This window comes from Salinicola endophyticus (genome assembly GCF_040536835.1).
Taxonomy (GTDB): Bacteria; Pseudomonadota; Gammaproteobacteria; order Pseudomonadales; family Halomonadaceae; genus Salinicola; species Salinicola endophyticus_A.
Window position 1 is genome coordinate 334,049 of record NZ_CP159578.1, and the last position, 23,178, is coordinate 357,226.

A 23,178-nucleotide genomic window follows, 5' to 3' on the forward strand; every position below is an offset into this window, starting at 1 on the left:
TATTGCCGCCTTTCAAGACCGATAGCGTTTGGAGTGGAGACGGATACGATGAGCGAGGTCGCCGAGGCGCTGGCACTGATCAAGCGGGGCACGCAGGAAATCCTGGTCGAGGAGGAGCTGGTCAAGAAGCTTGAGTCGGGCCGCAAGCTGCGTATCAAGGCCGGATTCGACCCCACGGCACCCGACCTGCACCTGGGGCACAGCGTGCTGCTGACCAAGATGCGCCAGTTCCAGGACCTGGGTCATGAAGTGATCTTCCTCATCGGTGACTTCACCGGACGTATCGGCGACCCCACCGGCAAGAACGTCACCCGCAAGCCGCTCACCGAAGAGGAGGTCAAGGCCAACGCTCAGACCTACCGTGAGCAGGTGTTCAAGATCCTCGATCCGGCCAAGACCGAGGTGCGCTTCAACGCCGAGTGGTTCGGCCAGATGTCGGCGGCGGACATGATCGAACTCGCCGCCCAGAGCACCGTGGCGCGCATGCTCGAGCGCGACGACTTCGAGAAGCGCTACCGCGCAGGGCAGTCGATCTCGATCCACGAGTTTCTCTATCCTCTGGTCCAGGGCTACGATTCGGTCGCTCTCGAGGCGGACGTCGAGCTCGGCGGCACCGATCAGAAGTTCAATCTGCTGATGGGACGCGAGATCCAGAAGCACTTCGGTCGCGAGCCGCAGGTGGTCATCACCATGCCGCTGCTCGAAGGGCTGGATGGCGTCAACAAGATGTCCAAGTCGCTCAACAACTATGTCGGCGTGGACGACGCACCCGGGGTGATGTTCAACAAGCTGGTGTCGATGCCCGACAGCCTGATGTGGCGCTACTTCGAACTGCTGTCGCTGAAGTCCAACGACGAGATCGAGGCGATTCGCCGCGACATCGAGCAGGGGGCCAATCCGCGCGACATCAAGATGACCCTGGCGCGTGAACTGATCGCGCGCTACCACGGCGACGAGGCAGCGGCCAATGCCCACCGGTCCGCCGGCAACCAGCTGGCGGACGGCGAGCTGCCCGAAGACCTGCCCGAGGTCGAGGTGAGCTTCGACGGCGTAGCCGAGGCCCCGATCGCCGCCGTGCTCAACCGCGCCGACCTGGCCACCAACAGCGCCCAGGCCAAGGATATGCTCAAGAACGGTCGGGTGAAGGTCGATGGCGAGGTGGTTGCGCCGAGTGCCCTGCTGGCCACCGGCAAGAGTTACATCATTCAGGCCGGCAAGAAGCGCTACGCCCGCGTCACGCTCGGCTGAGCGTCTTCGCTGAATCCCGATAACGCCCGCCCTGCGCGGGCGTTATGCGTTTCGGGAGGAGCGTGCTGGACCGCTCGGTCAACTTTTTCGACATTCCCCCTTGCCAAGTCCGGGGTAGATCCGTAAAGTACGCATCCGCTGACGCCGAGACAGGTTCTCGGGGTTGGTGGAAAAGCTAGCTAAGCTGTTGAAAAGATTGAAAAAAATCGATTGACACTTAGCCGCGGAGGTAGCAGAATACGCGCCTCGCTTTTCCAGGATCGGTTCTCAGGCGGCAACGTGAACCGGGCAAGGGTCGACAAGAAAGACGTTGACATCTTCGCCAAGATCCTTAAAATACGCCTCTCCTTACGGCGACCCAGAAAGCAAGCGCTGACAAGCACTTGAGTCACTTTCGGGTCACGGCAGAAGGCTCGACACTCTGCGTGAGACGAGACTTCAAGTAAGGACGCTCTTTAACAATCGATCAGGTAATTGATGTGGGCGCTTGTCTTGCGTGACGCCAGTCACAGCATATCAAGGCAAGCGACTCGTCTAAGATTCGTTTGACCTTGAACCAAGTTTGGTCCGCTTCGCTTCTTCTGTCTTCGGGCAGAGAAGAGGTAAGGACTATCAGACTTTTAACTGAAGAGTTTGATCATGGCTCAGATTGAACGCTGGCGGCAGGCCTAACACATGCAAGTCGAGCGGCAGCACGGGGAGCTTGCTCCCTGGTGGCGAGCGGCGGACGGGTGAGTAATGCATAGGAATCTGCCCGGTAGTGGGGGATAACCTGGGGAAACCCAGGCTAATACCGCATACGTCCTACGGGAGAAAGCAGGGGCTCTTCGGACCTTGCGCTATCGGATGAGCCTATGTCGGATTAGCTGGTTGGTGAGGTAATGGCTCACCAAGGCGACGATCCGTAGCTGGTCTGAGAGGATGATCAGCCACACTGGGACTGAGACACGGCCCAGACTCCTACGGGAGGCAGCAGTGGGGAATATTGGACAATGGGCGCAAGCCTGATCCAGCCATGCCGCGTGTGTGAAGAAGGCCCTCGGGTTGTAAAGCACTTTCAGCGAGGAAGAAGGCTTGACGGCTAATACCCGTCAAGAAGGACATCACTCGCAGAAGAAGCACCGGCTAACTCCGTGCCAGCAGCCGCGGTAATACGGAGGGTGCGAGCGTTAATCGGAATTACTGGGCGTAAAGCGCGCGTAGGTGGTTTGGCACGCCGGTTGTGAAAGCCCCGGGCTCAACCTGGGAACGGCATCCGGAACGGCCAGACTAGAGTGCAGGAGAGGAAGGTAGAATTCCCGGTGTAGCGGTGAAATGCGTAGAGATCGGGAGGAATACCAGTGGCGAAGGCGGCCTTCTGGCCTGACACTGACACTGAGGTGCGAAAGCGTGGGTAGCAAACAGGATTAGATACCCTGGTAGTCCACGCCGTAAACGATGTCGACTAGCCGTTGGGACCTTTAAGGACTTAGTGGCGCAGTTAACGCGATAAGTCGACCGCCTGGGGAGTACGGCCGCAAGGTTAAAACTCAAATGAATTGACGGGGGCCCGCACAAGCGGTGGAGCATGTGGTTTAATTCGATGCAACGCGAAGAACCTTACCTACCCTTGACATCCAGAGAACTTGGCAGAGATGCCTTGGTGCCTTCGGGAACTCTGAGACAGGTGCTGCATGGCTGTCGTCAGCTCGTGTTGTGAAATGTTGGGTTAAGTCCCGTAACGAGCGCAACCCTTGTCCCTATTTGCCAGCGATTCGGTCGGGAACTCTAGGGAGACTGCCGGTGACAAACCGGAGGAAGGTGGGGACGACGTCAAGTCATCATGGCCCTTACGGGTAGGGCTACACACGTGCTACAATGGCCGGTACAAAGGGTTGCGAGACCGCGAGGTGGAGCGAATCCCAGAAAGCCGGCCTCAGTCCGGATCGGAGTCTGCAACTCGACTCCGTGAAGTCGGAATCGCTAGTAATCGTGAATCAGAATGTCACGGTGAATACGTTCCCGGGCCTTGTACACACCGCCCGTCACACCATGGGAGTGGACTGCACCAGAAGTGGTTAGCTTAACCTTCGGGGGAGCGATCACCACGGTGTGGTTCATGACTGGGGTGAAGTCGTAACAAGGTAGCCGTAGGGGAACCTGCGGCTGGATCACCTCCTTAAACGATTAGCGGATCGCGAGATAAGCGCTCACAATCAATTACCTGATCGACCAAGAGCAATGACTGTTTGGGTCTGTAGCTCAGTTGGTTAGAGCGCACCCCTGATAAGGGTGAGGTCGGCCGTTCAAATCGGCCCAGACCCACCAAATTTACGCCATGACCGCGTTGTTTCCCGGCTCGCATAGCAGGCTATGCGTCACCGTGAAACGCCTTGTCATGACGAAAATTATCCAGATAGCTGGATTATCTGGGGCCATAGCTCAGCTGGGAGAGCGCCTGCCTTGCACGCAGGAGGTCAGCGGTTCGATCCCGCTTGGCTCCACCAAATCTTTCCCCGTTGGCACACGCCACACAGTCACCAAGTTCTAAGCCATCCGCTTCGTCGCTAACACTGCGACCGAGTCGATCGCTTAGAGCTTCTGCTCTAAACGCTCTTTAACAATGTGGATCATGCTGACAGTTCTTCTCGCAAGAGAGGAACGAAAAGTGATACGTCTCAAGCGTATCCGGCAATTGTCGTTGTGATCGCGCGACCAGACTCCTTCGGGTTATATGGTCAAGCGATTAAGCGCACACGGTGGATGCCTTGGCAGCCAGAGGCGATGAAGGACGTTGTAGCCTGCGAAAAGGCTCGGTGAGGTGGCAAACAACCTGTGACCCGGGCATGTCCGAATGGGGAAACCCACCCAGCATAAGCTGGGTATCCCACACTGAATCCATAGGTGTTGGGAAGCGAACCGGGGGAACTGAAACATCTAAGTACCCCGAGGAAAAGAAATCAACCGAGATTCCCCCAGTAGCGGCGAGCGAACGGGGAGTAGCCCTTAAGCAGGTGACTGGTTAGACGAACGGTCTGGAAAGTCCGGCCATAGCGGGTGATAGCCCCGTAGTCGAAAACCTGATCCTGTGAAATCGAGTAGGTCGGGGCACGTGAAACCTTGACTGAACATGGGGGGACCATCCTCCAAGGCTAAATACTCCTGGCTGACCGATAGTGAACCAGTACCGTGAGGGAAAGGCGAAAAGAACCCCGGAGAGGGGAGTGAAATAGATCCTGAAACCGTGTGCGTACAAGCAGTGGGAGCAGACACGTTCTGTGACCGCGTACCTTTTGTATAATGGGTCAGCGACTTATATTCAGTGGCGAGCTTAACCGTATAGGGGAGGCGTAGAGAAATCGAGTCTTAACTGGGCGACCAGTCGCTGGATATAGACCCGAAACCGGGCGATCTATCCATGGCCAGGGTGAAGGTCAGGTAACACTGACTGGAGGCCCGAACCGGGATCTGTTGAAAAAGATTCGGATGAGCTGTGGATCGGAGTGAAAGGCTAATCAAGCTCGGAGATAGCTGGTTCTCCTCGAAAGCTATTTAGGTAGCGCCTCACGTATTACCGCCGGGGGTAGAGCACTGTTTCGGCTAGGGGCCCATCCCGGGTTACCAACCCGAGGCAAACTCCGAATACCGGTGAGTAGAGCGTGGGAGACACACGGCGGGTGCTAACGTCCGTCGTGAAAAGGGAAACAACCCAGACCGTCAGCTAAGGCCCCCAAATTCTGGTTAAGTGGGAAACGATGTGGGAAGGCATAGACAGCTAGGAGGTTGGCTTAGAAGCAGCCATCCTTTAAAGAAAGCGTAATAGCTCACTAGTCGAGTCGGCCTGCGCGGAAGATGTAACGGGGCTCAAACCAGATGCCGAAGCTACGGGTTCATCCTCAGGATGAGCGGTAGAGGAGCGTCGTGTAAGCCTGCGAAGGTGTGTTGAGAAGCATGCTGGAGGTATCACGAGTGCGAATGCTGACATGAGTAACGACAAGGGGAGTGAAAACCTCCCCCGCCGGAAGACCAAGGGTTTCTGTTCTACGTCAATCGGAGCAGAGTGAGTCGGCCCCTAAGGCGAGGCTGAAAAGCGTAGTCGATGGGAAACGGGTCAATATTCCCGTACCGGATGTGATTGCGATGGGGGGACGAAGAAGGCTAGGTGAGCCAGGCGTTGGTTGTCCTGGTGAAAGTCAGTAGGCTGAGAGCTTAGGCAAATCCGGGCTCTCAAGGCCGAGAGACGAGACGAACGGACTACGGTCCGGAAGTCATCGATGCCACGCTTCCAGGAAAAGCCTCTAAGCTTCAGATCACATGCGACCGTACCCCAAACCGACACAGGTGGTCAGGGTGAGAATCCCAAGGCGCTTGAGAGAACTCGGGTGAAGGAACTAGGCAAAATGGCACCGTAACTTCGGGAGAAGGTGCGCCGGCGTAGCGTGAAGAGACTCGCTCTCCTAGCGCGAACCGGTCGAAGATACCAGGTGGCTGCAACTGTTTATTAAAAACACAGCACTCTGCTAACGCGTAAGCGGACGTATAGGGTGTGACGCCTGCCCGGTGCCGGAAGGTTAATTGATGGTGTTAGCGCAAGCGAAGCTCCTGATCGAAGCCCCGGTAAACGGCGGCCGTAACTATAACGGTCCTAAGGTAGCGAAATTCCTTGTCGGGTAAGTTCCGACCTGCACGAATGGCGTAATGATGGCCACGCTGTCTCCACCCGAGACTCAGTGAAATTGAAATCGCAGTGAAGATGCTGTGTACCCGCGGCTAGACGGAAAGACCCCGTGAACCTTTACTATAGCTTCACACTGGACGCTGATGTTGCTTGTGTAGGATAGCTGGGAGGCTTGGAAACCGTGACGCCAGTTGCGGTGGAGCCAACCTTGAAATACCAGCCTGGCATCATTGGCGTTCTAACTTCGCACCGTGATCCGGTGTAAGGACAGTGTGTGGTGGGTAGTTTGACTGGGGCGGTCTCCTCCGAAAGAGTAACGGAGGAGCACGAAGGTACCCTCAGCACGGTTGGAAATCGTGCATTGAGTGCAAGAGCATAAGGGTGCTTAACTGCGAGACAGACACGTCGAGCAGGTACGAAAGTAGGTTCTAGTGATCCGGTGGTTCTGTATGGAAGGGCCATCGCTCAACGGATAAAAGGTACTCCGGGGATAACAGGCTGATACCGCCCAAGAGTTCACATCGACGGCGGTGTTTGGCACCTCGATGTCGGCTCATCACATCCTGGGGCTGAAGTCGGTCCCAAGGGTATGGCTGTTCGCCATTTAAAGTGGTACGCGAGCTGGGTTTAGAACGTCGTGAGACAGTTCGGTCCCTATCTGCCGTGGGCGTTGGAGATTTGAGAAGCGCTGCTCCTAGTACGAGAGGACCGGAGTGGACGCACCTCTGGTGTTCCGGTTGTCACGCCAGTGGCACTGCCGGGTAGCTATGTGCGGACGGGATAACCGCTGAAGGCATCTAAGCGGGAAGCCCCCTTCAAGATGAGATCTCCCTGAGACTTCGAGTCTCCTAAAGGGTCCAGCAAGACGAGCTGGTTGATAGGCACGGTGTGGAAGCGCTGCAAGGCGTTGAGCTAACGTGTACTAATGCCCCGTGAGGCTTGACCATATAACCCCAAGGGGTCTGGGTCGGGCGATCACATCGCGACAATGGCCGGATAGGCAAGAGACGTATCATCAGCATGATCCAGATTGGTCGATGTGAAGCCGGTGCGTGAAAGCGCGTCACATGGTTCATGTCGACGTCAGTTTTGCCTGACGACCATAGCGAGTGGGAACCACCTGATTCCATGCCGAACTCAGAAGTGAAACCGCTTAGCGCCGATGGTAGTGTGGGGTCTCCCCATGTGAGAGTAGGTCATCGTCAGGCACCTATACCGAACCCCCGGCTCATGCCGGGGGTTCATTCGTTTTGGGGTCTCTCCCTGGAGAGTAGCGGAGCGCCGCCCGGGTCCTAATCAGGCATCGATACCGAACCCCAGTCTCGATAGAGACTGGGGTTCACTCGTTTCTGGGACCTGAATCCTTCGAAACCTTTCCCCGCTACGCGGCCCAGGCCCGCTGCTCTTAACTTATCCCCACCCCCTTTATCGAGAGCCCGCAGTGACCGCCTGTGGATAGTTGGCCGGTGTCCTGCCTGTGCTCCGTCTCTGCCTCGTCTGGCATGACGCATCGAGACGTTGATACATCGATGCACGTGATAGTCGCCTTCGGCGCATTCGATTAGCCCGCTAACAGTGACGCCCCCATACTGTCATCAACGGTTGAGGCCAAGACCCAACCCTCGAATCGATAGACCCGACAGTCATTGGAGGTTCACCATGAAAACTCGTCTTCTTACCGCTATCGCTCTGATCGTCGCCCTGCCGGCCGTGGCCCAGGCCAACAGCGCCGCTGAGAAAGCTGCCTTCGCCTCGCTGCACCAGCCGCTGAATACCCAGGTGGTCAGCGACTATCAGGCGCTGCCGACCCGCTACAGCGTCGATACGGTCAGCGGTGGTCACAGCACCGCTGCCAATCAGGCCCTGGTTCAGGTCGCCGAGCAGACCCAGCGCGGCACCCATCTGCGCGCCGGTGACGCCGACCTGGTCGGCCAGGGGCAGAGTGTCGCCGCCGCCCAGGCGCTGCAGAACGTCAACGCTGGCCATCAGGGCAGCGTCGAGGTGAGCTTCGCCAGCCTCGACTGAGGACCGCTGAGCCCCGGCACGAGTCGCGCTCGTGCCTTTCCCAGCAGACATATCGTAAACAAGGCGCCACGGACAGAGACGCTTCTCTCAGGAGGCGCTTCTCTCAAAACATCCGGAGCCGCGAGCGCCAGACCCCACACCTCCACTTCCCCGGCCCGCCCCCGCGCCGGGGCTTTTTGTGTGTAAGGGATCGGTGGGGCGGGTGGCGGTGGGCGGACTGCGGCAGCAAGGTCCGTTAACGGTGGGCGAGCGATTTCGTTAGAATGCTCTCTTTTACGCTGGACGATCGGTATGAGCATCGGTGAACTGATACGCCTGCTGGGGGATGGTGATTTCCACTCGGGACAGCAGCTGGGCGAGCGCTTGGGCGTCTCGCGCACCGCGGTCTGGAAGCAGCTGAAGAAGCTGGAGACGATGGATCTGCCTCTGGAGGCGGTCAAGGGGCGTGGCTATCGGCTGGTCGATGCTATCGAGTCGCTGGACGGCAAGTCGATCGTCGCGCAGCTGAGCGCCGAGCCGCGGCGTCATCTCAAGCGACTGTTCGTCGAGGACGTGCTCGACTCCACCAATACTTACCTGCGTGAGCGCTTCCGGCAGGGCGCCGGGCATGGCGAGGTGTGTCTCGCCGAGAGTCAGACGGCGGGGCGGGGACGGCGTGGCAAGGCGTGGAGCACCAGCTGGGGGCGTAGCCTGATCCTGTCCCTGGGCTGGCGTTTCGATGCCGGCGTGGGGGCACTCGAGGGGCTGAGCCTGGCGGTCGGTGTGGCTGTGGCAGAGGTGCTCGAAGCGGCAGGGGCGGAGATCGCCCTGAAGTGGCCCAACGACATCCTGATTGCGGTCGACGGAGAGTGGCGCAAGCTCGCCGGCATTCTGCTCGAGGTGACCGGTGACGTGGAGGGGCCGTGCGAGGTGGTGATCGGGATTGGCCTCAACGTGTCACTGAGCGCCGCCGGGCGCGAGGCCGCCGGTCAGCCGGCCGGTGCGCTGGCCGACAGGCTGCCGGCACCCTCGCGCAATCATCTCGCTGCCGCCATCATCGATGCGCTGCTGATGCTGTTGCCACAGTTCGAGCAGCGCGGTTTCGCGGCCTGGCAGGCGGGCTGGAACCAGCGCCACGCCTTTGCCGGGCAGCCGATCAAGGTCATTCAGGCGCGGGAGACGTATCCCGCGACGGCCAAGGCGGTGGATGCCAGCGGCAATCTGGTCGTGACCACGGCGGAGGGCGATCTGACGCTGATGGGGGGCGAGATCAGCATTCGCCCCGGGCGCTGACAAAAAATGCGTTCCGCGCTTGCAATCGCCCCATCGCTTTGACACAATGCGCCCCGCCTTGGGGACAAGGTGATCGAGTCTCAGCTCTGTTAGTCGAATAAAAACAGAGGCTTGACATCGATAAGCGACAGGTTAGAATGTGTCGCCAGCTAGGAGGGGTTCCCGAGTGGCCAAAGGGAGCAGACTGTAAATCTGCCGCGAAAGCTTCGAAGGTTCGAATCCTTCCCCCTCCACCAGATTCAGTAGTATCGCTGCGCTGTTGGCAGCAAGAAGTGGTAGTAAGGCCGGTCTGCTTCGGCAAATCGGAGTCAGAGCGGGTAGGCGGGTATAGTTCAATGGTAGAACCTCAGCCTTCCAAGCTGATGGTGCGGGTTCGATTCCCGCTACCCGCTCCAGTTCGAGGTTGTGGTGGTGTAGTGCTCATGTAGCTCAGGGGTAGAGCACACCCTTGGTAAGGGTGAGGTCGACGGTTCAAATCCGTCCATGAGCTCCATTGCTCGATGTCGAACGCTGTGAAAGGCGAGCTGAAGGCTCGCTTTTTTGGTGGCGAGAGAAAAAGATCCCAAGGGTTGCTTTTGCCCTCCTTTTTTCGCTATCATAGCGCCCTCCAAATTTCCGGGTGCTTCTCGGATGTTTTGATACAGGCCAGTAGCTCAATTGGCAGAGCAGCGGTCTCCAAAACCGCAGGTTGGGGGTTCGATTCCCTCCTGGCCTGCCAGTCTTCCCCAGGCTGGCTCATATTTGATACCTTGTCATGTTCGGTTATCGCGCCTTGAGTTGAGGAGTTTTCATGAAGCACAACGCCGAGGTGCAAGTCTCCCGCTACGACACGCTCAAGTGGGCCGTTGTCGTGCTGCTGCTTGCCGTCGCGGTGGGTGGTAATGCCTGGTTCGCCGATCAGGCGCTGCTCTATCGTGTCCTGGGCGTCGTCGTCTTGTGTGCTGCCGCCGCTGCCGTGGGGCTCACCACCGCCAAGGGGCAGGCGCTGATGGATCTGGCCAAGGGCTCCAAGCGCGAAATTCAGCGCGTGGTCTGGCCAACTCGTCAGGAAACCGTACAGACGACCCTGATCGTCCTCGCTGCAGTGCTCGTGGTCGGTCTGCTGCTGTGGCTCATCGATACCGTCCTCGGCTGGGCGATGTCCGGAATCATTGGCTAGGAGTTTTCATGTCCAAGCGTTGGTACGTCGTTCACGCTTATTCCGGGTTCGAGAAGCAGGTCATGCGCTCGCTCATCGAGCGCGTGAAGCTGTATGAGGTCGAGGATCAGTTCGGCGAGATCCTGGTGCCGACCGAAGAGGTCGTCGAGATGCGCGACGGCAAGCGCCGCAAGAGCGAGCGCAAGTTCTATCCCGGCTATGTGCTGGTCGAGATGGAGATGAACGAGCAGACCTGGCACCTGGTCAACGAGACGCCACGCGTCATGGGCTTCATCGGCGGTACGCCGGAGAAGCCGGCGCCGATCACGCCGAAGGAAGCCGAGGCGATCCTGCGTCGGGTGCAGGACGGCACCGACAAGCCGCGCCCCAAGACGCTGTTCGAGCCGGGCGAGACCGTGCGTGTGGTCGATGGCCCGTTCGCCGACTTCAACGGCGTGGTCGAAGAGGTCAACTACGAGAAGAGCCGTCTGCAGGTCAGCGTGCTGATCTTCGGTCGTTCCACGCCGGTCGAGCTCGAGTTCGTACAGGTGGTCAAAGACTGAGCCGAAGGCTGGGTCGACATTTTTTTCATCGCGGCGCTATTCAAGCGTCGCGTTGTCGTTGCCGGTGATGCGCCGGCCAAACCGGGGAGCCGCAAGGCGCTAATACCCAACAGGAGTTCCACATGGCTAAGAAAGTCCAGGCCTATATCAAGCTGCAGGTCGCAGCTGGCAAGGCCAATCCGAGTCCGCCCGTCGGTCCCGCACTGGGTCAGCACGGTGTCAACATCATGGAGTTCTGCAAGGCGTTCAACGCTGCAACCCAGGATGTCGAGCCGGGCCTGCCGACGCCGGTCGTGATCACGGTCTACTCCGACCGTAGCTTCACCTTCGTCACCAAGACGCCGCCGGCTGCCGTGCTGCTGAAGAAAGCCGCAGGCATCAAATCCGGTTCTGGCGTGCCGAACAAGACCAAGGTCGGCACTGTGACCCGCGAGCAGCTCGAAGAGATCGCCAAGACCAAGGAGCCGGATCTGACGGCTGCCGATCTCGACGCCGCCGTTCGTACCATTGCTGGCAGCGCCCGTAGCATGGGCCTCAACGTGGAGGGCCTCTGATCATGGCAAAGCTTTCCAAGCGCGCGCAGATGATTCGCGAGAAGGTCGAGCCGGGCAAGGTCTACTCCCTCGAGGAAGCCGTCTCCCTGCTGTCCGATCTGTCGACCGTCAAGTTCAAGGAAGCGGTGGAAGTCGCCATCAATCTGGGCGTCGATCCACGTAAATCCGACCAGGTCGTGCGTGGCGCCACCGTGCTGCCCAACGGTACCGGTCGTGACGTGCGCGTCGCCGTGTTCGCCCAGGGCAACGCCGCCGACGCCGCCAAGGAAGCCGGTGCCGATATCGTCGGCATGGACGACCTGGCCGAGGACGTGAAGAAGGGCAATCTGAACTTCGACGTCGTCATCGCTGCTCCGGACGCCATGCGTGTGGTCGGCCAGCTGGGTCAGATCCTCGGCCCGCGCGGCCTGATGCCGAACCCCAAGGTCGGCACCGTGACGCCGGACGTCGCCACCGCGGTCAAGAACGCCAAGGCGGGTCAGGTGCGTTTCCGTACCGACAAGAACGGCATCATCCATGCCTCTATCGGTAAGGTCGACTTCTCCGCCGACGCGCTCAAGGGCAACCTGGAAGCGCTGGTCAACGACCTCAAGCGTCTGAAGCCGAGCACCTCCAAGGGCATCTATCTCAAGAAACTGACCCTCTCCAGCACCATGGGGCCGGGTCTGACCGTCGATCACAGCGCTTACGTGTGATCGATCACCGAGCAGTAACTTTGCGGTCCCCGTGCGCCGTCTCGCGAGAGGCGGAAAGGGGCGGGGCACCGTCAAAGACCGCAGGTGTCGGCCAGCGGCCGACTTAATGTCCGCACCCGGCATCGCCGGATGGAGACCTGCGCAGATGGTGTGGCTCGCCGAATTCAGGTGTGCAGCCATCATCCAAGACTTCCGCCGCGGTTCAAGCGGAAGAGATGGTAACCACCGGGTCGCGACATCGTCGCCCCGGCACGAAGGAGTAACCACTGTGCCACTAGCACTCGAAGGCAAGAAAGCGATTGTTGCCGAGGTCAGTGAAGCCGCTAAGGACGCTCTTTCCGTCGTAGTTGCCGACTCTCGCGGTGTGACCGTTAGCGCAATGACAGATCTGCGCAAACAGGCTCGCGAGAATGGCGTCCAGATTCGTGTTGTCCGCAACACCCTGGCACGCCGCGCTTTGGCAGGCACTTCCTGGGAGTGCCTGAACGAGACTTTCGCAGGTCCGACGCTTCTGGCCTTCTCCTACGAGCACCCCGGCGCTGCCGCGCGGCTGTTCAAGGAGTTCGGCAAGACGCAGAAGGAGTTCGAAGTCAAAGCGCTGGCCTACGAAGGCGAGATGATCCCGGCGGCCGATATCGACCGTCTGGCAACGCTGCCGACTTACGAGGAAGCACTGGCCAAGCTGATGTCCGTCATGAAGGAAGCTTCTGCCGGCAAGCTGGTTCGTACCCTCGCAGCCCTGCGCGCGAAGAAGGAAGAAGAGGCGGCCTGAGCCGACACTTCTCCCGACTCGCCTGCGCCAGGTTGAACTGAATCTCATCGAGTGGGCAGGCCACATGGCCGCCGCTCCGCAAAGTTAGGAATAGGTAACATGGCACTGACTCAAGAAGACATCATCAACGCCGTTGCTGAAATGTCCGTGATGGAAGTTGCGGAACTGGTCTCTGCAATGGAAGAGAAGTTCGGCGTGTCTGCCGCTGCAGCCGTCGTGGCTGGCCCTGGTGGCGGTGATGCCGCTGCTGAAGAAGAGCAGACCGAGTTCGCGCTGGTTCTGACCGCTGCCGGTGACAAGAAAGTCAACGTCATCAAGGTCGTCCGCGAAATCACCGGTCTGGGTCTGAAGGAAGCCAAAGGCGCCGTCGACGGTGCTCCGGCTACCCTGAAAGAAGGCCTGTCCAAGGACGACGCCGAAGAAGCCAAGAAGAAGCTGGAAGAAGCTGGCGCCTCCGTGGAGCTCAAGTAACTCTGTGTTCACGGCTCCACGCGCTGCGTAAGCGCCACGGCTGGTGGCGGGCCTCCCCGCTGCCGGCCTTTTTCTGTTGTTGCTAGCCTGGCGTTAGACCACCTGGCTTGGGATCCCCCGAATCAGGGTTAAAGCCACTAGACGAATTCCGACGGCGAGCTCCCTCCGGGCAGCTTGCCGTCAGCGCCTAACGGGGTCACCCCCGTTGGGGAGCGCCGACCACGCACCGGTCACCCATGGTGAACAAGCTGGGGAATACAGATGGCTTACTCATACACTGAGAAAAAACGCATCCGCAAGGATTTCGGCAAACTGCCTCAAGTAATGGATGTGCCCTACCTGCTGGCCATCCAGCTTGATTCCTATTACGACTTCCTCCAGCAGGACCGGGCGCCGGAAGAGCGTCTCGACACCGGTCTCCACGCGGCCTTCCAGTCCGTCTTTCCGATCGAGAGCTTCTCGGGCAACGCGGCGCTCGAGTACGTAAGCTACCGCTTCGGCACCCCGGCGTTCGACGTCAAGGAGTGCCAGCTGCGCGGCGTGACCTATTCGGCACCGCTGCGGGTCAAGGTTCGCCTGATCATCTACGACAAAGAGTCCTCGAACAAGGCCATCAAGGACATCAAGGAGCAGGAAGTCTACATGGGGGAGATCCCCCTGATGACCGAGAACGGTACCTTCGTCGTCAACGGTACCGAGCGTGTCATCGTCTCCCAGCTCCACCGCTCGCCGGGCGTGTTCTTCGATCACGACAAGGGCAAGAGCCACTCCTCCGGGAAGCTGCTTTATTCCGCGCGCATCATTCCTTACCGCGGCTCCTGGCTGGATTTCGAGTTCGACCCGAAGGACAACGTCTTCGTGCGTATCGACCGTCGCCGCAAGCTGCCGGCGACCGTGCTGCTGCGCGCGCTGGGCATGAGCGCCGAGGAGATCCTCGAGACTTTCTTCGACACCAGCACCTTCCACATCGAGCCGGATGGCATCTATGTGGAGCTGGTGCCGTCGCGCCTGCGTGGTGACACCGCGACCTTCGACATCAAGGACAACGACGGCAACGTCATCGTCGAGGAAGGTCGCCGCATCACCCAGAAGCACATCCGTCAGATGGAGAGTGCCGGGCTCGAGCGCCTGCAGGTGCCGATGGACTACCTGTTCGGCAAGACGCTGGCCAAGGATCAGGTCGACGCCAAGACCGGCGAGCTGATCTGCGAGTGCAACACCGAACTGACCCCCGAGCTGGTCGAGAAGCTGGGGCAGGGCGGCGTGACGCAGCTCGAGACGCTCTACACCAACGATCTGGATGCCGGTTCGTTCATCTCCGATACGCTGAAGATCGACACCACGCGCTCGGCCCTCGAGTCGCTGGTCGAGATCTACCGCATGATGCGTCCGGGTGAGCCGCCGACCAAGGAAGCAGCGGAGACGCTGTTCCACAACCTGTTCTTCACCGAAGACCGCTACGACCTGTCGGGCGTCGGCCGGATGAAGTTCAACCGTCGTCTGCGTCGCGAGTCCGACACCGGCTCCGGCGTGCTCGACAACCAGGACATCCTCGATGTCCTCAAAGAGCTGATCAACATTCGTAACGGCTTCGGCGAAGTCGACGATATCGATCACCTGGGCAACCGCCGCATCCGCTGCGTCGGCGAGATGGCGGAGAACCAGTTCCGCGTCGGCCTGGTGCGCGTCGAGCGTGCGGTCAAGGAGCGCCTCTCCATGGCGGAGAGCGAAGGCCTGATGCCGCAGGATCTGATCAACGCCAAGCCGGTGGCGGCCGCGGTCAAGGAGTTTTTCGGCTCCTCGCAGCTGTCCCAGTTCATGGACCAGAACAACCCGCTCTCCGAGGTCACCCACAAGCGCCGTGTCTCCGCACTCGGCCCGGGCGGTCTGACCCGTGAGCGTGCCGGCTTCGAGGTGCGTGACGTTCACGCCACGCACTACGGCCGCCTGTGTCCGATCGAGACGCCGGAAGGTCCGAACATCGGTCTGATCAACTCGCTGGCGACTTACTCCAAGACCAACAGCTACGGCTTCCTCGAGACGCCGTACCGCAAGGTCGTGGACAGCCAGGTCACCGACGAGGTGGTGCACCTGTCGGCGATCGAGGAGGGTGACTTCATCATCGCCCAGGCCTCGGCGACCGTTGACGAGTCGGGCAAGCTGATCGACGACCTGGTCCAGGTACGTCACAAGGGCGAGACCACCTTCATGGCACCGGACAAGGTGACCCTGATGGACGTGTCGCCGCGTCAGGTCGTCTCCGTGGCGGCGGCGCTGATCCCGTTCCTCGAGCACGATGACGCCAACCGCGCCCTGATGGGGGCGAACATGCAGCGTCAGGCGGTGCCGACCCTGCGCGCCGACAAGCCGCTGGTGGGTACCGGGATGGAGCGCTTCGTGGCGCGCGACTCCGGCGTCTGCGCCGTGGCCCGTCGCGGCGGCGTGATCGACTCGGTGGATGCCAAGCGTATCGTGGTCCGGATCAACGAAGACGAGATCATCGGCGGTGAAGCCGGGGTCGACATCTACAACCTGACCAAGTACGTGCGTTCGAACCAGAACACCTGCCAGAACCAGCGCCCGATCGTGCGTCCGGGCGACATCGTCGCGCGCGGCGACATCCTCGCCGACGGTCCGTCCGTCGACATGGGTGACCTGGCCCTGGGGCAGAACATGCGTCTCGCGTTCATGCCGTGGAACGGCTACAACTTCGAGGATTCCATCCTCGTCTCCGAGCGCGTGGTCGAGGACGATCGCTTCACCACCATCCACATCCAGGAGCTGACCTGCGTCTCCCGCGACACCAAGCTGGGCGCCGAGGAGATCACCTCGGACATCCCCAACGTCGGTGAGTCGGCGCTGGCCAAGCTGGACGAAGCGGGCGTGGTCTACATCGGTGCCGAAGTCGGCGCCGGCGACATCCTGGTCGGCAAGGTGACGCCCAAGGGCGAAACCCAGCTGACGCCGGAAGAGAAGCTGCTGCGCGCGATCTTCGGTGAGAAGGCGTCCGACGTGAAGGACACCTCGCTGCGCGCGCCGACCGGCATGCGCGGTACCGTCATCGACGTTCAGGTGTTTACCCGCGATGGCGTCGAGAAGGACTCCCGTGCCCTCTCCATCGAGCAGATGCAGCTCGACGAAGTGCGGCGTGACCTGCAGGAGACCTACCGGATCGCCGAGGACGCCACCTTCGAGCGTCTCAAGCGTACCCTCGACGGTCAGGCGGTCAACGGTGGGCCCAAGCTGAAGAAGGGCGATGTCCTCAGCACCGACTATCTCGACGAGCTGCCGCGTCAGCAGTGGTTCAAGCTGCGTCTGCAGGACGAAGCGCTCAACGAGCTCCTCGCCCAGGCCGACGAACAGCTCGAGAACCGTCGCAAGGAGATGGACGAGCGTTTCGAAGACAAGAAGCGCAAGCTCACCCAAGGCGACGATCTGGCGCCGGGCGTGCTCAAGATCGTCAAGGTCTACCTGGCGGTCAAGCGTCGCATCCAGCCGGGCGACAAGATGGCCGGTCGTCACGGTAACAAGGGTGTCATCTCCGCGATCATGCCGATCGAGGACATGCCGTTCGACGACAACGGCGAGCCGGTCGACGTCGTGCTCAACCCGCTGGGCGTACCGTCGCGTATGAACGTGGGTCAGATTCTCGAGACCCACCTGGGCATGGCCGCACGTGGCCTCGGGGTCAAGATCGAGCGCATGCTGCGTGATGCCCGCGAGCAGCAGGTGGGCGAGATCCGCGAGTTCCTCAAGCAGGTCTACAACACCCAGGAGACGCGGCAGGAAGATATCGACTCGTTGAACGACGAGGAGATCATCACCCTGGCCAAGAACCTGCGCGGCGGCGTGCCCATCGCCACCCCGGTGTTCGACGGTGCCAAGGAGCACGAGATCAAGCATCTGCTGCGTCTCGCCGATCTGCCGGACTCCGGCCAGATGACGCTCTACGACGGGCGTACCGGTGAGTCCTTCGACCGTCCGGTGACCGTGGGCTACATGTACATGCTCAAGCTCAACCACCTGGTCGACGACAAGATGCACGCGCGTTCCACCGGCTCCTACTCGCTGGTCACCCAGCAGCCGCTGGGCGGCAAGGCGCAGTTCGGCGGTCAGCGCTTCGGTGAGATGGAGGTGTGGGCACTCGAGGCCTACGGTGCCGCCTACACCCTGCAGGAGATGCTCACCGTCAAGTCGGATGACGTCGAAGGTCGTACCAAGATGTACAAGAGCATCGTGGACGGCGACCACACCATGCAGGCCGGTATGCCGGAATCCTTCAACGTGCTGGTGAAGGAGATCCGCTCGCTGGGTATCGACATCGAATTGGAAAGTTAAGACCGGCACAGTCGATCGATAGCGACGGGTTGCGGGGCCGACGAGAGAGTCGCGGCCCCGCTCATGACAACTCCGCAACGGAGCGATCCCATGAAAGATTTGGTGAAAGTCCTAAAGTCACAGGCGCAATCTGACGAGTTCGACGCGATCAAGATCACGCTCGCGTCGCCGGAGATGATTCGCTCCTGGTCTTACGGCGAGGTCAAGAAGCCGGAGACCATCAACTACCGTACGTTCAAGCCTGAGCGTGACGGTCTGTTCTGCGCCAAGATCTTCGGGCCGGTCAAGGATTACGAGTGCTTGTGCGGCAAGTACAAGCGCATGAAGCATCGCGGCATCATCTGTGAGAAGTGCGGCGTCGAAGTGACCAAGGCAGCGGTACGCCGCGAGCGCATGGGCCACATCGAGCTGGCCTCGCCGGTCGCCCACATCTGGTTTCTGAAGTCGCTGCCGTCGCGCATCGGCATGTTCCTCGACATGACCCTGCGTGACATCGAGCGCGTGCTCTATTTCGAGTCGTTCGTGGTGATCGACCCGGGCATGACCACCCTCGAGCGCGGCCAGCTGCTCAACGACGAGCAGTACTTCGAAGCGCTGGAAGAGTTCGGCGACGACTTCGATGCGCGCATGGGCGCCGAGGCGATCCAGGCGCTGCTCAAGGACATCGATCTGGAAGAGGAGATCGAGCGTCTGCGTGAGGAGATTCCGCAGACCAACTCCGACACCAAGATCAAGAAGCTCTCCAAGCGCCTCAAGCTGCTGGAGGCCTTCTACAAGTCCGGCAACGCGCCGGCGTGGATGGTCATGGAAGTGCTGCCGGTGCTGCCGCCGGACCTGCGTCCGCTGGTGCCGCTGGACGGTGGCCGCTTCGCCACCTCCGATCTCAACGACCTCTACCGTCGTGTGATCAACCGCAACAACCGCCTCAAGCGGCTGCTCGACCTCAATGCGCCCGACATCATCGTGCGCAACGAGAAGCGCATGCTGCAGGAGTCGGTCGATGCGCTGCTCGACAACGGCCGCCGCGGTCGTGCCATCACCGGTTCCAACAAGCGCCCGCTGAAATCCCTGGCCGACATGATCAAGGGTAAGCAGGGGCGTTTCCGTCAGAACCTGCTGGGCAAGCGCGTCGACTACTCCGGCCGTTCGGTCATCACCGTGGGCCCGACCCTGCGTCTGCACCAGTGCGGTCTGCCCAAGAAGATGGCGCTGGAGCTGTTCAAGCCGTTCATCTACTCCAAGCTGCAGGGCAGCGGGCAGGCGTCCACGATCAAGGCCGCCAAGAAGATGGTCGAGCGCGAGCTGCCGGAAGTGTGGGACATCCTCGCCGACGTCATCCGCGAACACCCGGTCCTGCTCAACCGTGCGCCGACGCTGCACCGTCTGGGTATCCAGGCGTTCGAGCCGCTGCTGATCGAAGGCAAGGCGATCCAGCTGCACCCGCTGGTGTGTGCCGCCTACAACGCCGACTTCGACGGTGACCAGATGGCCGTCCACGTGCCGCTGACGCTGGAGTCCCAGCTCGAAGCGCGCGCGCTGATGATGTCGACCAACAACGTGCTGTCGCCGGCCAACGGCGAGCCGATCATCGTGCCGTCGCAGGACGTGGTGCTGGGTCTCTACTACATGACCCGCGAACGTATCGGCGCCAAGGGCGAGGGCAAGGCGTTCGCCAACCTCAACGAGCTGGATCGCGCCTTCGCGACCCAGAACGTGTCGCTGCACGCCCGGGTCAAGGTACGCCTGACCGAGTGGCTGTCCGACGAGAAGGATGGCGAGATCACCGAGCTGACCGAGACCGTCTCGATCAAGGAGACCACCGTCGGCCGGGCGCTGCTGTTCCGCATCCTGCCCAAGGGGATGCCGTTCGAGCTGGTCGACAAGCCGATGAAGAAGAAAGCGATCTCCGGCCTGATCAACGAAGTCTATCGGCGTGCCGGTCTCAAGGACGCGGTCATCTTCGCCGACCAGCTGATGTACACCGGCTTCCGTCTGGCGACCTGGTCCGGCGCCTCGATCGGCGTCAACGACTTCGTCATCCCCGATGACAAGAAGGCGATCGTCGATGCGGCCGAGGACGAGGTCAAGGAGATCGAAGACCAGTTCTCCTCCGGTCTGGTGACCGCGGGCGAGAAGTACAACAAGGTCATCGATATCTGGTCCAAGGCCAACGACAAGGTGGCCAAGGCGATGATGGCGGGTATCTCGAAGGAGACCGTCACCGACCGCGATGGCAACCAGGTCGAGCAGGACTCGTTCAACAGCGTCTTCATCATGGCCGACTCCGGTGCCCGTGGTAGTGCCGCCCAGATCCGTCAGCTGGCGGGGATGCGTGGCCTGATGGCCAAGCCGGACGGCTCGATCATCGAGACCCCGATCACCGCCAACTTCCGTGAAGGTCTGAACGTACTCCAGTACTTCATCTCGACCCACGGCGCGCGTAAGGGTCTGGCGGATACGGCACTCAAGACCGCCAACTCCGGTTATCTGACCCGGCGTCTGGTCGACGTGGCCCAGGATCTGGTCATCACCGAGCACGATTGCGGCACCGAGCATGGCCTGACCCTGCACCCGGTGATCGAAGGCGGCGACGTCATCGTCTCGCTGGCCCAGCGTGTGCTCGGCCGTGTGGTCGCCCAGGACGTGATCGACCCGCAGACCGACGACGTGCTGATCCCGCGCGGCACCCTGCTCGACGAAGCCTGGTGCGAGCGTCTCGACACCATGGGTGTCGACGAGATCGTGGTGCGCAGTGCCATCGCCTGTGAGACCGCGCACGGCGTCTGCTCCTCCTGCTATGGCCGTGACCTGGCCCGTGGGCATCAGGTCAACATCGGCGAAGCGGTGGGTGTCATCGCCGCCCAGTCGATCGGTGAGCCGGGTACCCAGCTGACCATGCGTACGTTCCACATCGGTGGGGCGGCATCGCGGGCCTCCGCGGTCGACAGCGTGCAGGTCAAGCACGGCGGTATCGTGCGTCTGCACAACATCAAGTCGGTCGAGCGCGAAGACGGCAAGCTGGTGGTGGTCTCCCGCTCCAGCGCCCTGGCCGTCGCCGACGACCACGGTCGCGAGCGCGAGTACTACAAGCTGCCCTACGGCGCCGAGCTGTCGGTCAAGGATGGCGACCACGTCGAAGGTGGCCGGGTCGTGGCCAAGTGGGATCCGCACACCCACCCGGTCGTGGCCGAGGTCAAGGGTAAGGCCCAGTTCACCGACATGACCGAAGGCCTGACCATCACGCGCAACGTCGACGAGATGACCGGTCTGTCCTCGATCGAGGTGATCGAGAGCGCCAACCGTCCGGCCTCCGGTCGCGACAAGCGCCCGATGATCATGCTCGCCGACGACGCCGGCAAGCACGTCACGCTGCCGGGCTCCAACACGCCGGTGCAGTACCTGCTGCCGGGCCGTGCCATCGTCTCGGTGGAGAACGGTGCCGAGATCGGTGTGGGTGAAGTCATCGCGCGTATCCCGCTGGAGGCGTCCGGTAACAAGGACATCACCGGGGGTCTGCCGCGCGTCGCCGACCTGTTCGAGGCGCGTAAGCCGAAAGAGCCTTCGATCCTGGCCGAGATCACCGGTACGATCTCGTTCGGCAAGGAGACCAAGGGCAAGCGGCGTCTGACGATCACCCCGAAAGAGGGCGATCCGCTCGAGATGCTGATCCCGAAATGGCGTCAGATCGGCGTCTTCGAAGGGGAGACGGTCGAGAAGGGTGAGGTGATCTCCGACGGTCCGAGCAACCCGCACGACATCCTGCGTCTGCTCGGCGTGGCGGAGCTGGCCAAGTACATCACGGTCGAGATCCAGGACGTCTACCGCCTGCAGGGCGTGAGCATCAACGACAAGCACATCGAAGTGATCGTGCGTCAGATGCTGCGCAAGGTCGAGATCAGCGACGCCGGTGACTCCTCCTTCATCCCGGGTGACCAGGTCGAACTGGTGCGGGTGCTGGAAGAGAACGCGCGCCTCGAGCAGGAGGAGAAGTTCCCGGCCAAGTACGAGCGTCTGCTGCTGGGTATCACCAAGGCCTCGCTGGCCACCGAGTCGTTCATCTCTGCGGCCTCGTTCCAGGAGACCACCCGCGTGCTCACCGAAGCCGCGGTCACCGGCAAGCGCGACTACCTGCGCGGCCTGAAGGAAAACGTGGTGGTCGGTCGTCTGATCCCGGCCGGGACCGGTCTCGCCCACCACGAAGAGCGGCGTCGCAAGCGCGAAGAGTCCGAGCGCACGCTGCAACCGTCGGCGTTCGACGTCGAGCAGGAGCTGGGTGCCCAGCTCACCGCGCTCGATGCCGACGACGACGACCTCTAAGTCGTCAGCCTGCCGCCCGCCCCGTACGGGGCGGGCGGCCTTGACGGCTCTCGCGACAACTGATTAGAATGCGCAGCCTTTATGTGTGGGGCGGTACAACCGTCGTGCGCGTAAGGCAAGGCAACCCATTGGAGTCAGCTAAAACACTATGGCAACGATCAACCAGCTCGTGCGCAAGCCGCGCAAGCGCCCCGTCGAGACTAGCGACGTGCCGGCGCTGCAGGCCTGCCCGCAACGCCGTGGGGTCTGCACCCGCGTCTACACCACCACGCCCAAGAAGCCGAACTCGGCTCTGCGTAAGGTGTGCCGCGTGCGCCTGACCAACGGTTTCGAAGTCAGTTCCTATATCGGCGGTGAAGGTCACAACCTGCAGGAGCACTCCGTGGTCCTGATCCGTGGCGGCCGCGTCAAGGACTTGCCGGGTGTGCGTTATCACACCGTGCGCGGTGCCCTTGACACCTCCGGTGTCCAGAACCGTAAGCAGGGCCGTTCCAAGTACGGCACCAAGCGTCCCAAGGCTTGATGCCCGGACGTCTCCCAACATTTTTATCGGTCAGATAAGAGTAAGGTCGGCCGGAGTCGCTGTTACGGCGTCTCGGCGTGCCGGGTTTACCTGAACGACCCTTCAATTGAGGGCTTATCATGCCTAGAAGAAGAGTTGCCGCTAAGCGCGAGATCCTTCCCGATCCCAAGTTCGGAAGTGAGCGCCTGGCCAAGTTCATGAACCATCTGATGATCAGCGGCAAGAAGTCCGTAGCTGAGCGTATCGTTTACGGTGCGCTGGACAGGGTTGCCGAGCGTGGTAAAGAAGCGCCGCTGGACATCTTCGACAAGGCGCTGGAAGCGATCCAGCCGATGGTCGAGGTCAAATCCCGCCGTGTCGGCGGTGCCACCTATCAGGTGCCCGTCGAAGTGCGTCCGTCCCGTCGTCAGGCGCTGGCCATGCGCTGGCTGGTGGACGCCGCACGCAACCGCGGTGAGAAGACCATGGTTCAACGTCTTGCCGGCGAAATGCTCGACGCCGCCGAAGGCAAGGGCGCTGCCGTGAAGAAGCGTGAAGACGTGCATCGCATGGCAGATGCCAACAAGGCCTTCTCTCACTACCGCTTCTAACCAACGGGGACTTCC

The 23,178-nt window shown here is 61.0% G+C and carries 13 protein-coding genes, 6 tRNA genes and 3 rRNA genes; all 22 read left to right on the forward strand.

Annotated features, from left to right (window positions below; all coding sequences use genetic code 11):
• Nucleotides 1-48 precede the first annotated feature (48 nt).
• The gene (gene tyrS, locus ABV408_RS01530; RefSeq protein WP_353980789.1) at nt 49-1,248 is read left to right on the forward strand and encodes a tyrosine--tRNA ligase; all 1,200 of its coding nucleotides are present in this window, start codon (nt 49-51) and stop codon (nt 1,246-1,248) included.
• A gap of 621 nt (nt 1,249-1,869) precedes the next feature.
• A 16S ribosomal RNA gene (locus ABV408_RS01535) occupies nt 1,870-3,409 on the forward strand.
• A 69-nt stretch (nt 3,410-3,478) separates the two neighbouring features.
• Nucleotides 3,479-3,555: transfer RNA gene (locus ABV408_RS01540), tRNA-Ile, on the forward strand.
• A 103-nt stretch (nt 3,556-3,658) separates the two neighbouring features.
• Nucleotides 3,659-3,734, forward strand: a tRNA-Ala gene (locus tag ABV408_RS01545).
• A gap of 229 nt (nt 3,735-3,963) precedes the next feature.
• Nucleotides 3,964-6,852, forward strand: a 23S ribosomal RNA gene (locus ABV408_RS01550).
• 145 nt (nt 6,853-6,997) lie between these two features.
• A 5S ribosomal RNA gene (rrf, locus tag ABV408_RS01555) occupies nt 6,998-7,113 on the forward strand.
• The 16S, 23S and 5S rRNA genes sit together here with 2 tRNA genes alongside, the layout of an rRNA operon.
• A gap of 451 nt (nt 7,114-7,564) precedes the next feature.
• Nucleotides 7,565-7,930, forward strand: a complete 366-nt coding sequence (locus ABV408_RS01560; protein WP_353980790.1) for a hypothetical protein — start codon at nt 7,565-7,567, stop codon at nt 7,928-7,930.
• A gap of 291 nt (nt 7,931-8,221) precedes the next feature.
• A complete protein-coding gene (locus tag ABV408_RS01565) occupies nt 8,222-9,202 on the forward strand; it encodes a biotin--[acetyl-CoA-carboxylase] ligase (protein ID WP_353980791.1) in 981 nt (326 codons plus the stop codon).
• Between the two features lie 152 nt (nt 9,203-9,354).
• Nucleotides 9,355-9,438: transfer RNA gene (locus tag ABV408_RS01570), tRNA-Tyr, on the forward strand.
• Between the two features lie 85 nt (nt 9,439-9,523).
• A tRNA-Gly gene (locus ABV408_RS01575) sits at nt 9,524-9,597 on the forward strand.
• 23 nt (nt 9,598-9,620) lie between these two features.
• A tRNA-Thr gene (locus ABV408_RS01580) sits at nt 9,621-9,695 on the forward strand.
• A gap of 149 nt (nt 9,696-9,844) precedes the next feature.
• Nucleotides 9,845-9,920: transfer RNA gene (locus ABV408_RS01585), tRNA-Trp, on the forward strand.
• Nucleotides 9,921-9,992: 72 nt separating this feature from the next.
• Entirely contained in the window at nt 9,993-10,361 is a 369-nt protein-coding gene (gene secE, locus ABV408_RS01590; protein ID WP_353980792.1) for a preprotein translocase subunit SecE, read from the forward strand.
• Between the two features lie 8 nt (nt 10,362-10,369).
• Nucleotides 10,370-10,903, forward strand: coding sequence for a transcription termination/antitermination protein NusG (gene nusG, locus ABV408_RS01595; protein WP_035470343.1), 534 nt, complete (start codon nt 10,370-10,372; stop codon nt 10,901-10,903).
• 122 nt (nt 10,904-11,025) lie between these two features.
• Nucleotides 11,026-11,457 (forward strand): 50S ribosomal protein L11, encoded by a 432-nt coding sequence (gene rplK / locus ABV408_RS01600; protein ID WP_035470345.1) that lies wholly within the window; start codon nt 11,026-11,028, stop codon nt 11,455-11,457.
• Nucleotides 11,458-11,459: 2 nt separating this feature from the next.
• Entirely contained in the window at nt 11,460-12,152 is a 693-nt protein-coding gene (rplA, locus tag ABV408_RS01605; protein ID WP_035470347.1) for a 50S ribosomal protein L1, read from the forward strand.
• Nucleotides 12,153-12,420: 268 nt separating this feature from the next.
• A complete protein-coding gene (rplJ, locus tag ABV408_RS01610; RefSeq protein WP_035470349.1) occupies nt 12,421-12,924 on the forward strand; it encodes a 50S ribosomal protein L10 in 504 nt (167 codons plus the stop codon).
• A 99-nt stretch (nt 12,925-13,023) separates the two neighbouring features.
• On the forward strand, nt 13,024-13,395 hold the full coding sequence (gene rplL, locus ABV408_RS01615; RefSeq protein ID WP_035470351.1) for a 50S ribosomal protein L7/L12: 372 nt from the start codon (nt 13,024-13,026) through the stop codon (nt 13,393-13,395).
• A 261-nt stretch (nt 13,396-13,656) separates the two neighbouring features.
• On the forward strand, nt 13,657-17,733 hold the full coding sequence (rpoB, locus tag ABV408_RS01620; RefSeq protein WP_353980793.1) for a DNA-directed RNA polymerase subunit beta: 4,077 nt from the start codon (nt 13,657-13,659) through the stop codon (nt 17,731-17,733).
• A 90-nt stretch (nt 17,734-17,823) separates the two neighbouring features.
• The gene (gene rpoC, locus ABV408_RS01625) at nt 17,824-22,050 is read left to right on the forward strand and encodes a DNA-directed RNA polymerase subunit beta' (RefSeq protein WP_353980794.1); all 4,227 of its coding nucleotides are present in this window, start codon (nt 17,824-17,826) and stop codon (nt 22,048-22,050) included.
• Between the two features lie 148 nt (nt 22,051-22,198).
• On the forward strand, nt 22,199-22,573 hold the full coding sequence (gene rpsL / locus ABV408_RS01630; RefSeq protein ID WP_035470357.1) for a 30S ribosomal protein S12: 375 nt from the start codon (nt 22,199-22,201) through the stop codon (nt 22,571-22,573).
• Between the two features lie 119 nt (nt 22,574-22,692).
• Nucleotides 22,693-23,163 (forward strand): 30S ribosomal protein S7, encoded by a 471-nt coding sequence (gene rpsG / locus ABV408_RS01635; protein ID WP_035470359.1) that lies wholly within the window; start codon nt 22,693-22,695, stop codon nt 23,161-23,163.
• Nucleotides 23,164-23,178: the final 15 nt, after the last annotated feature.

Excerpts from the sequence above, each read along its gene's own strand:
- tyrS (WP_353980789.1), top strand. The coding sequence starts at position 49 with ATGAGCGAGGTCGCCGAGGCGCTGGCACTGATCAAGCGGGGCACGCAG.
- ABV408_RS01560 (WP_353980790.1), top strand. The coding sequence starts at position 7,565 with ATGAAAACTCGTCTTCTTACCGCTATCGCTCTGATCGTCGCCCTGCCG.
- ABV408_RS01565 (WP_353980791.1), top strand. The coding sequence starts at position 8,222 with ATGAGCATCGGTGAACTGATACGCCTGCTGGGGGATGGTGATTTCCAC.
- secE (WP_353980792.1), top strand. The coding sequence starts at position 9,993 with ATGAAGCACAACGCCGAGGTGCAAGTCTCCCGCTACGACACGCTCAAG.
- nusG (WP_035470343.1), top strand. The coding sequence starts at position 10,370 with ATGTCCAAGCGTTGGTACGTCGTTCACGCTTATTCCGGGTTCGAGAAG.
- rplK (WP_035470345.1), top strand. The coding sequence starts at position 11,026 with ATGGCTAAGAAAGTCCAGGCCTATATCAAGCTGCAGGTCGCAGCTGGC.
- rplA (WP_035470347.1), top strand. The coding sequence starts at position 11,460 with ATGGCAAAGCTTTCCAAGCGCGCGCAGATGATTCGCGAGAAGGTCGAG.
- rplL (WP_035470351.1), top strand. The coding sequence starts at position 13,024 with ATGGCACTGACTCAAGAAGACATCATCAACGCCGTTGCTGAAATGTCC.
- rpoB (WP_353980793.1), top strand. The coding sequence starts at position 13,657 with ATGGCTTACTCATACACTGAGAAAAAACGCATCCGCAAGGATTTCGGC.
- rpoC (WP_353980794.1), top strand. The coding sequence starts at position 17,824 with ATGAAAGATTTGGTGAAAGTCCTAAAGTCACAGGCGCAATCTGACGAG.
- rpsL (WP_035470357.1), top strand. The coding sequence starts at position 22,199 with ATGGCAACGATCAACCAGCTCGTGCGCAAGCCGCGCAAGCGCCCCGTC.
- rpsG (WP_035470359.1), top strand. The coding sequence starts at position 22,693 with ATGCCTAGAAGAAGAGTTGCCGCTAAGCGCGAGATCCTTCCCGATCCC.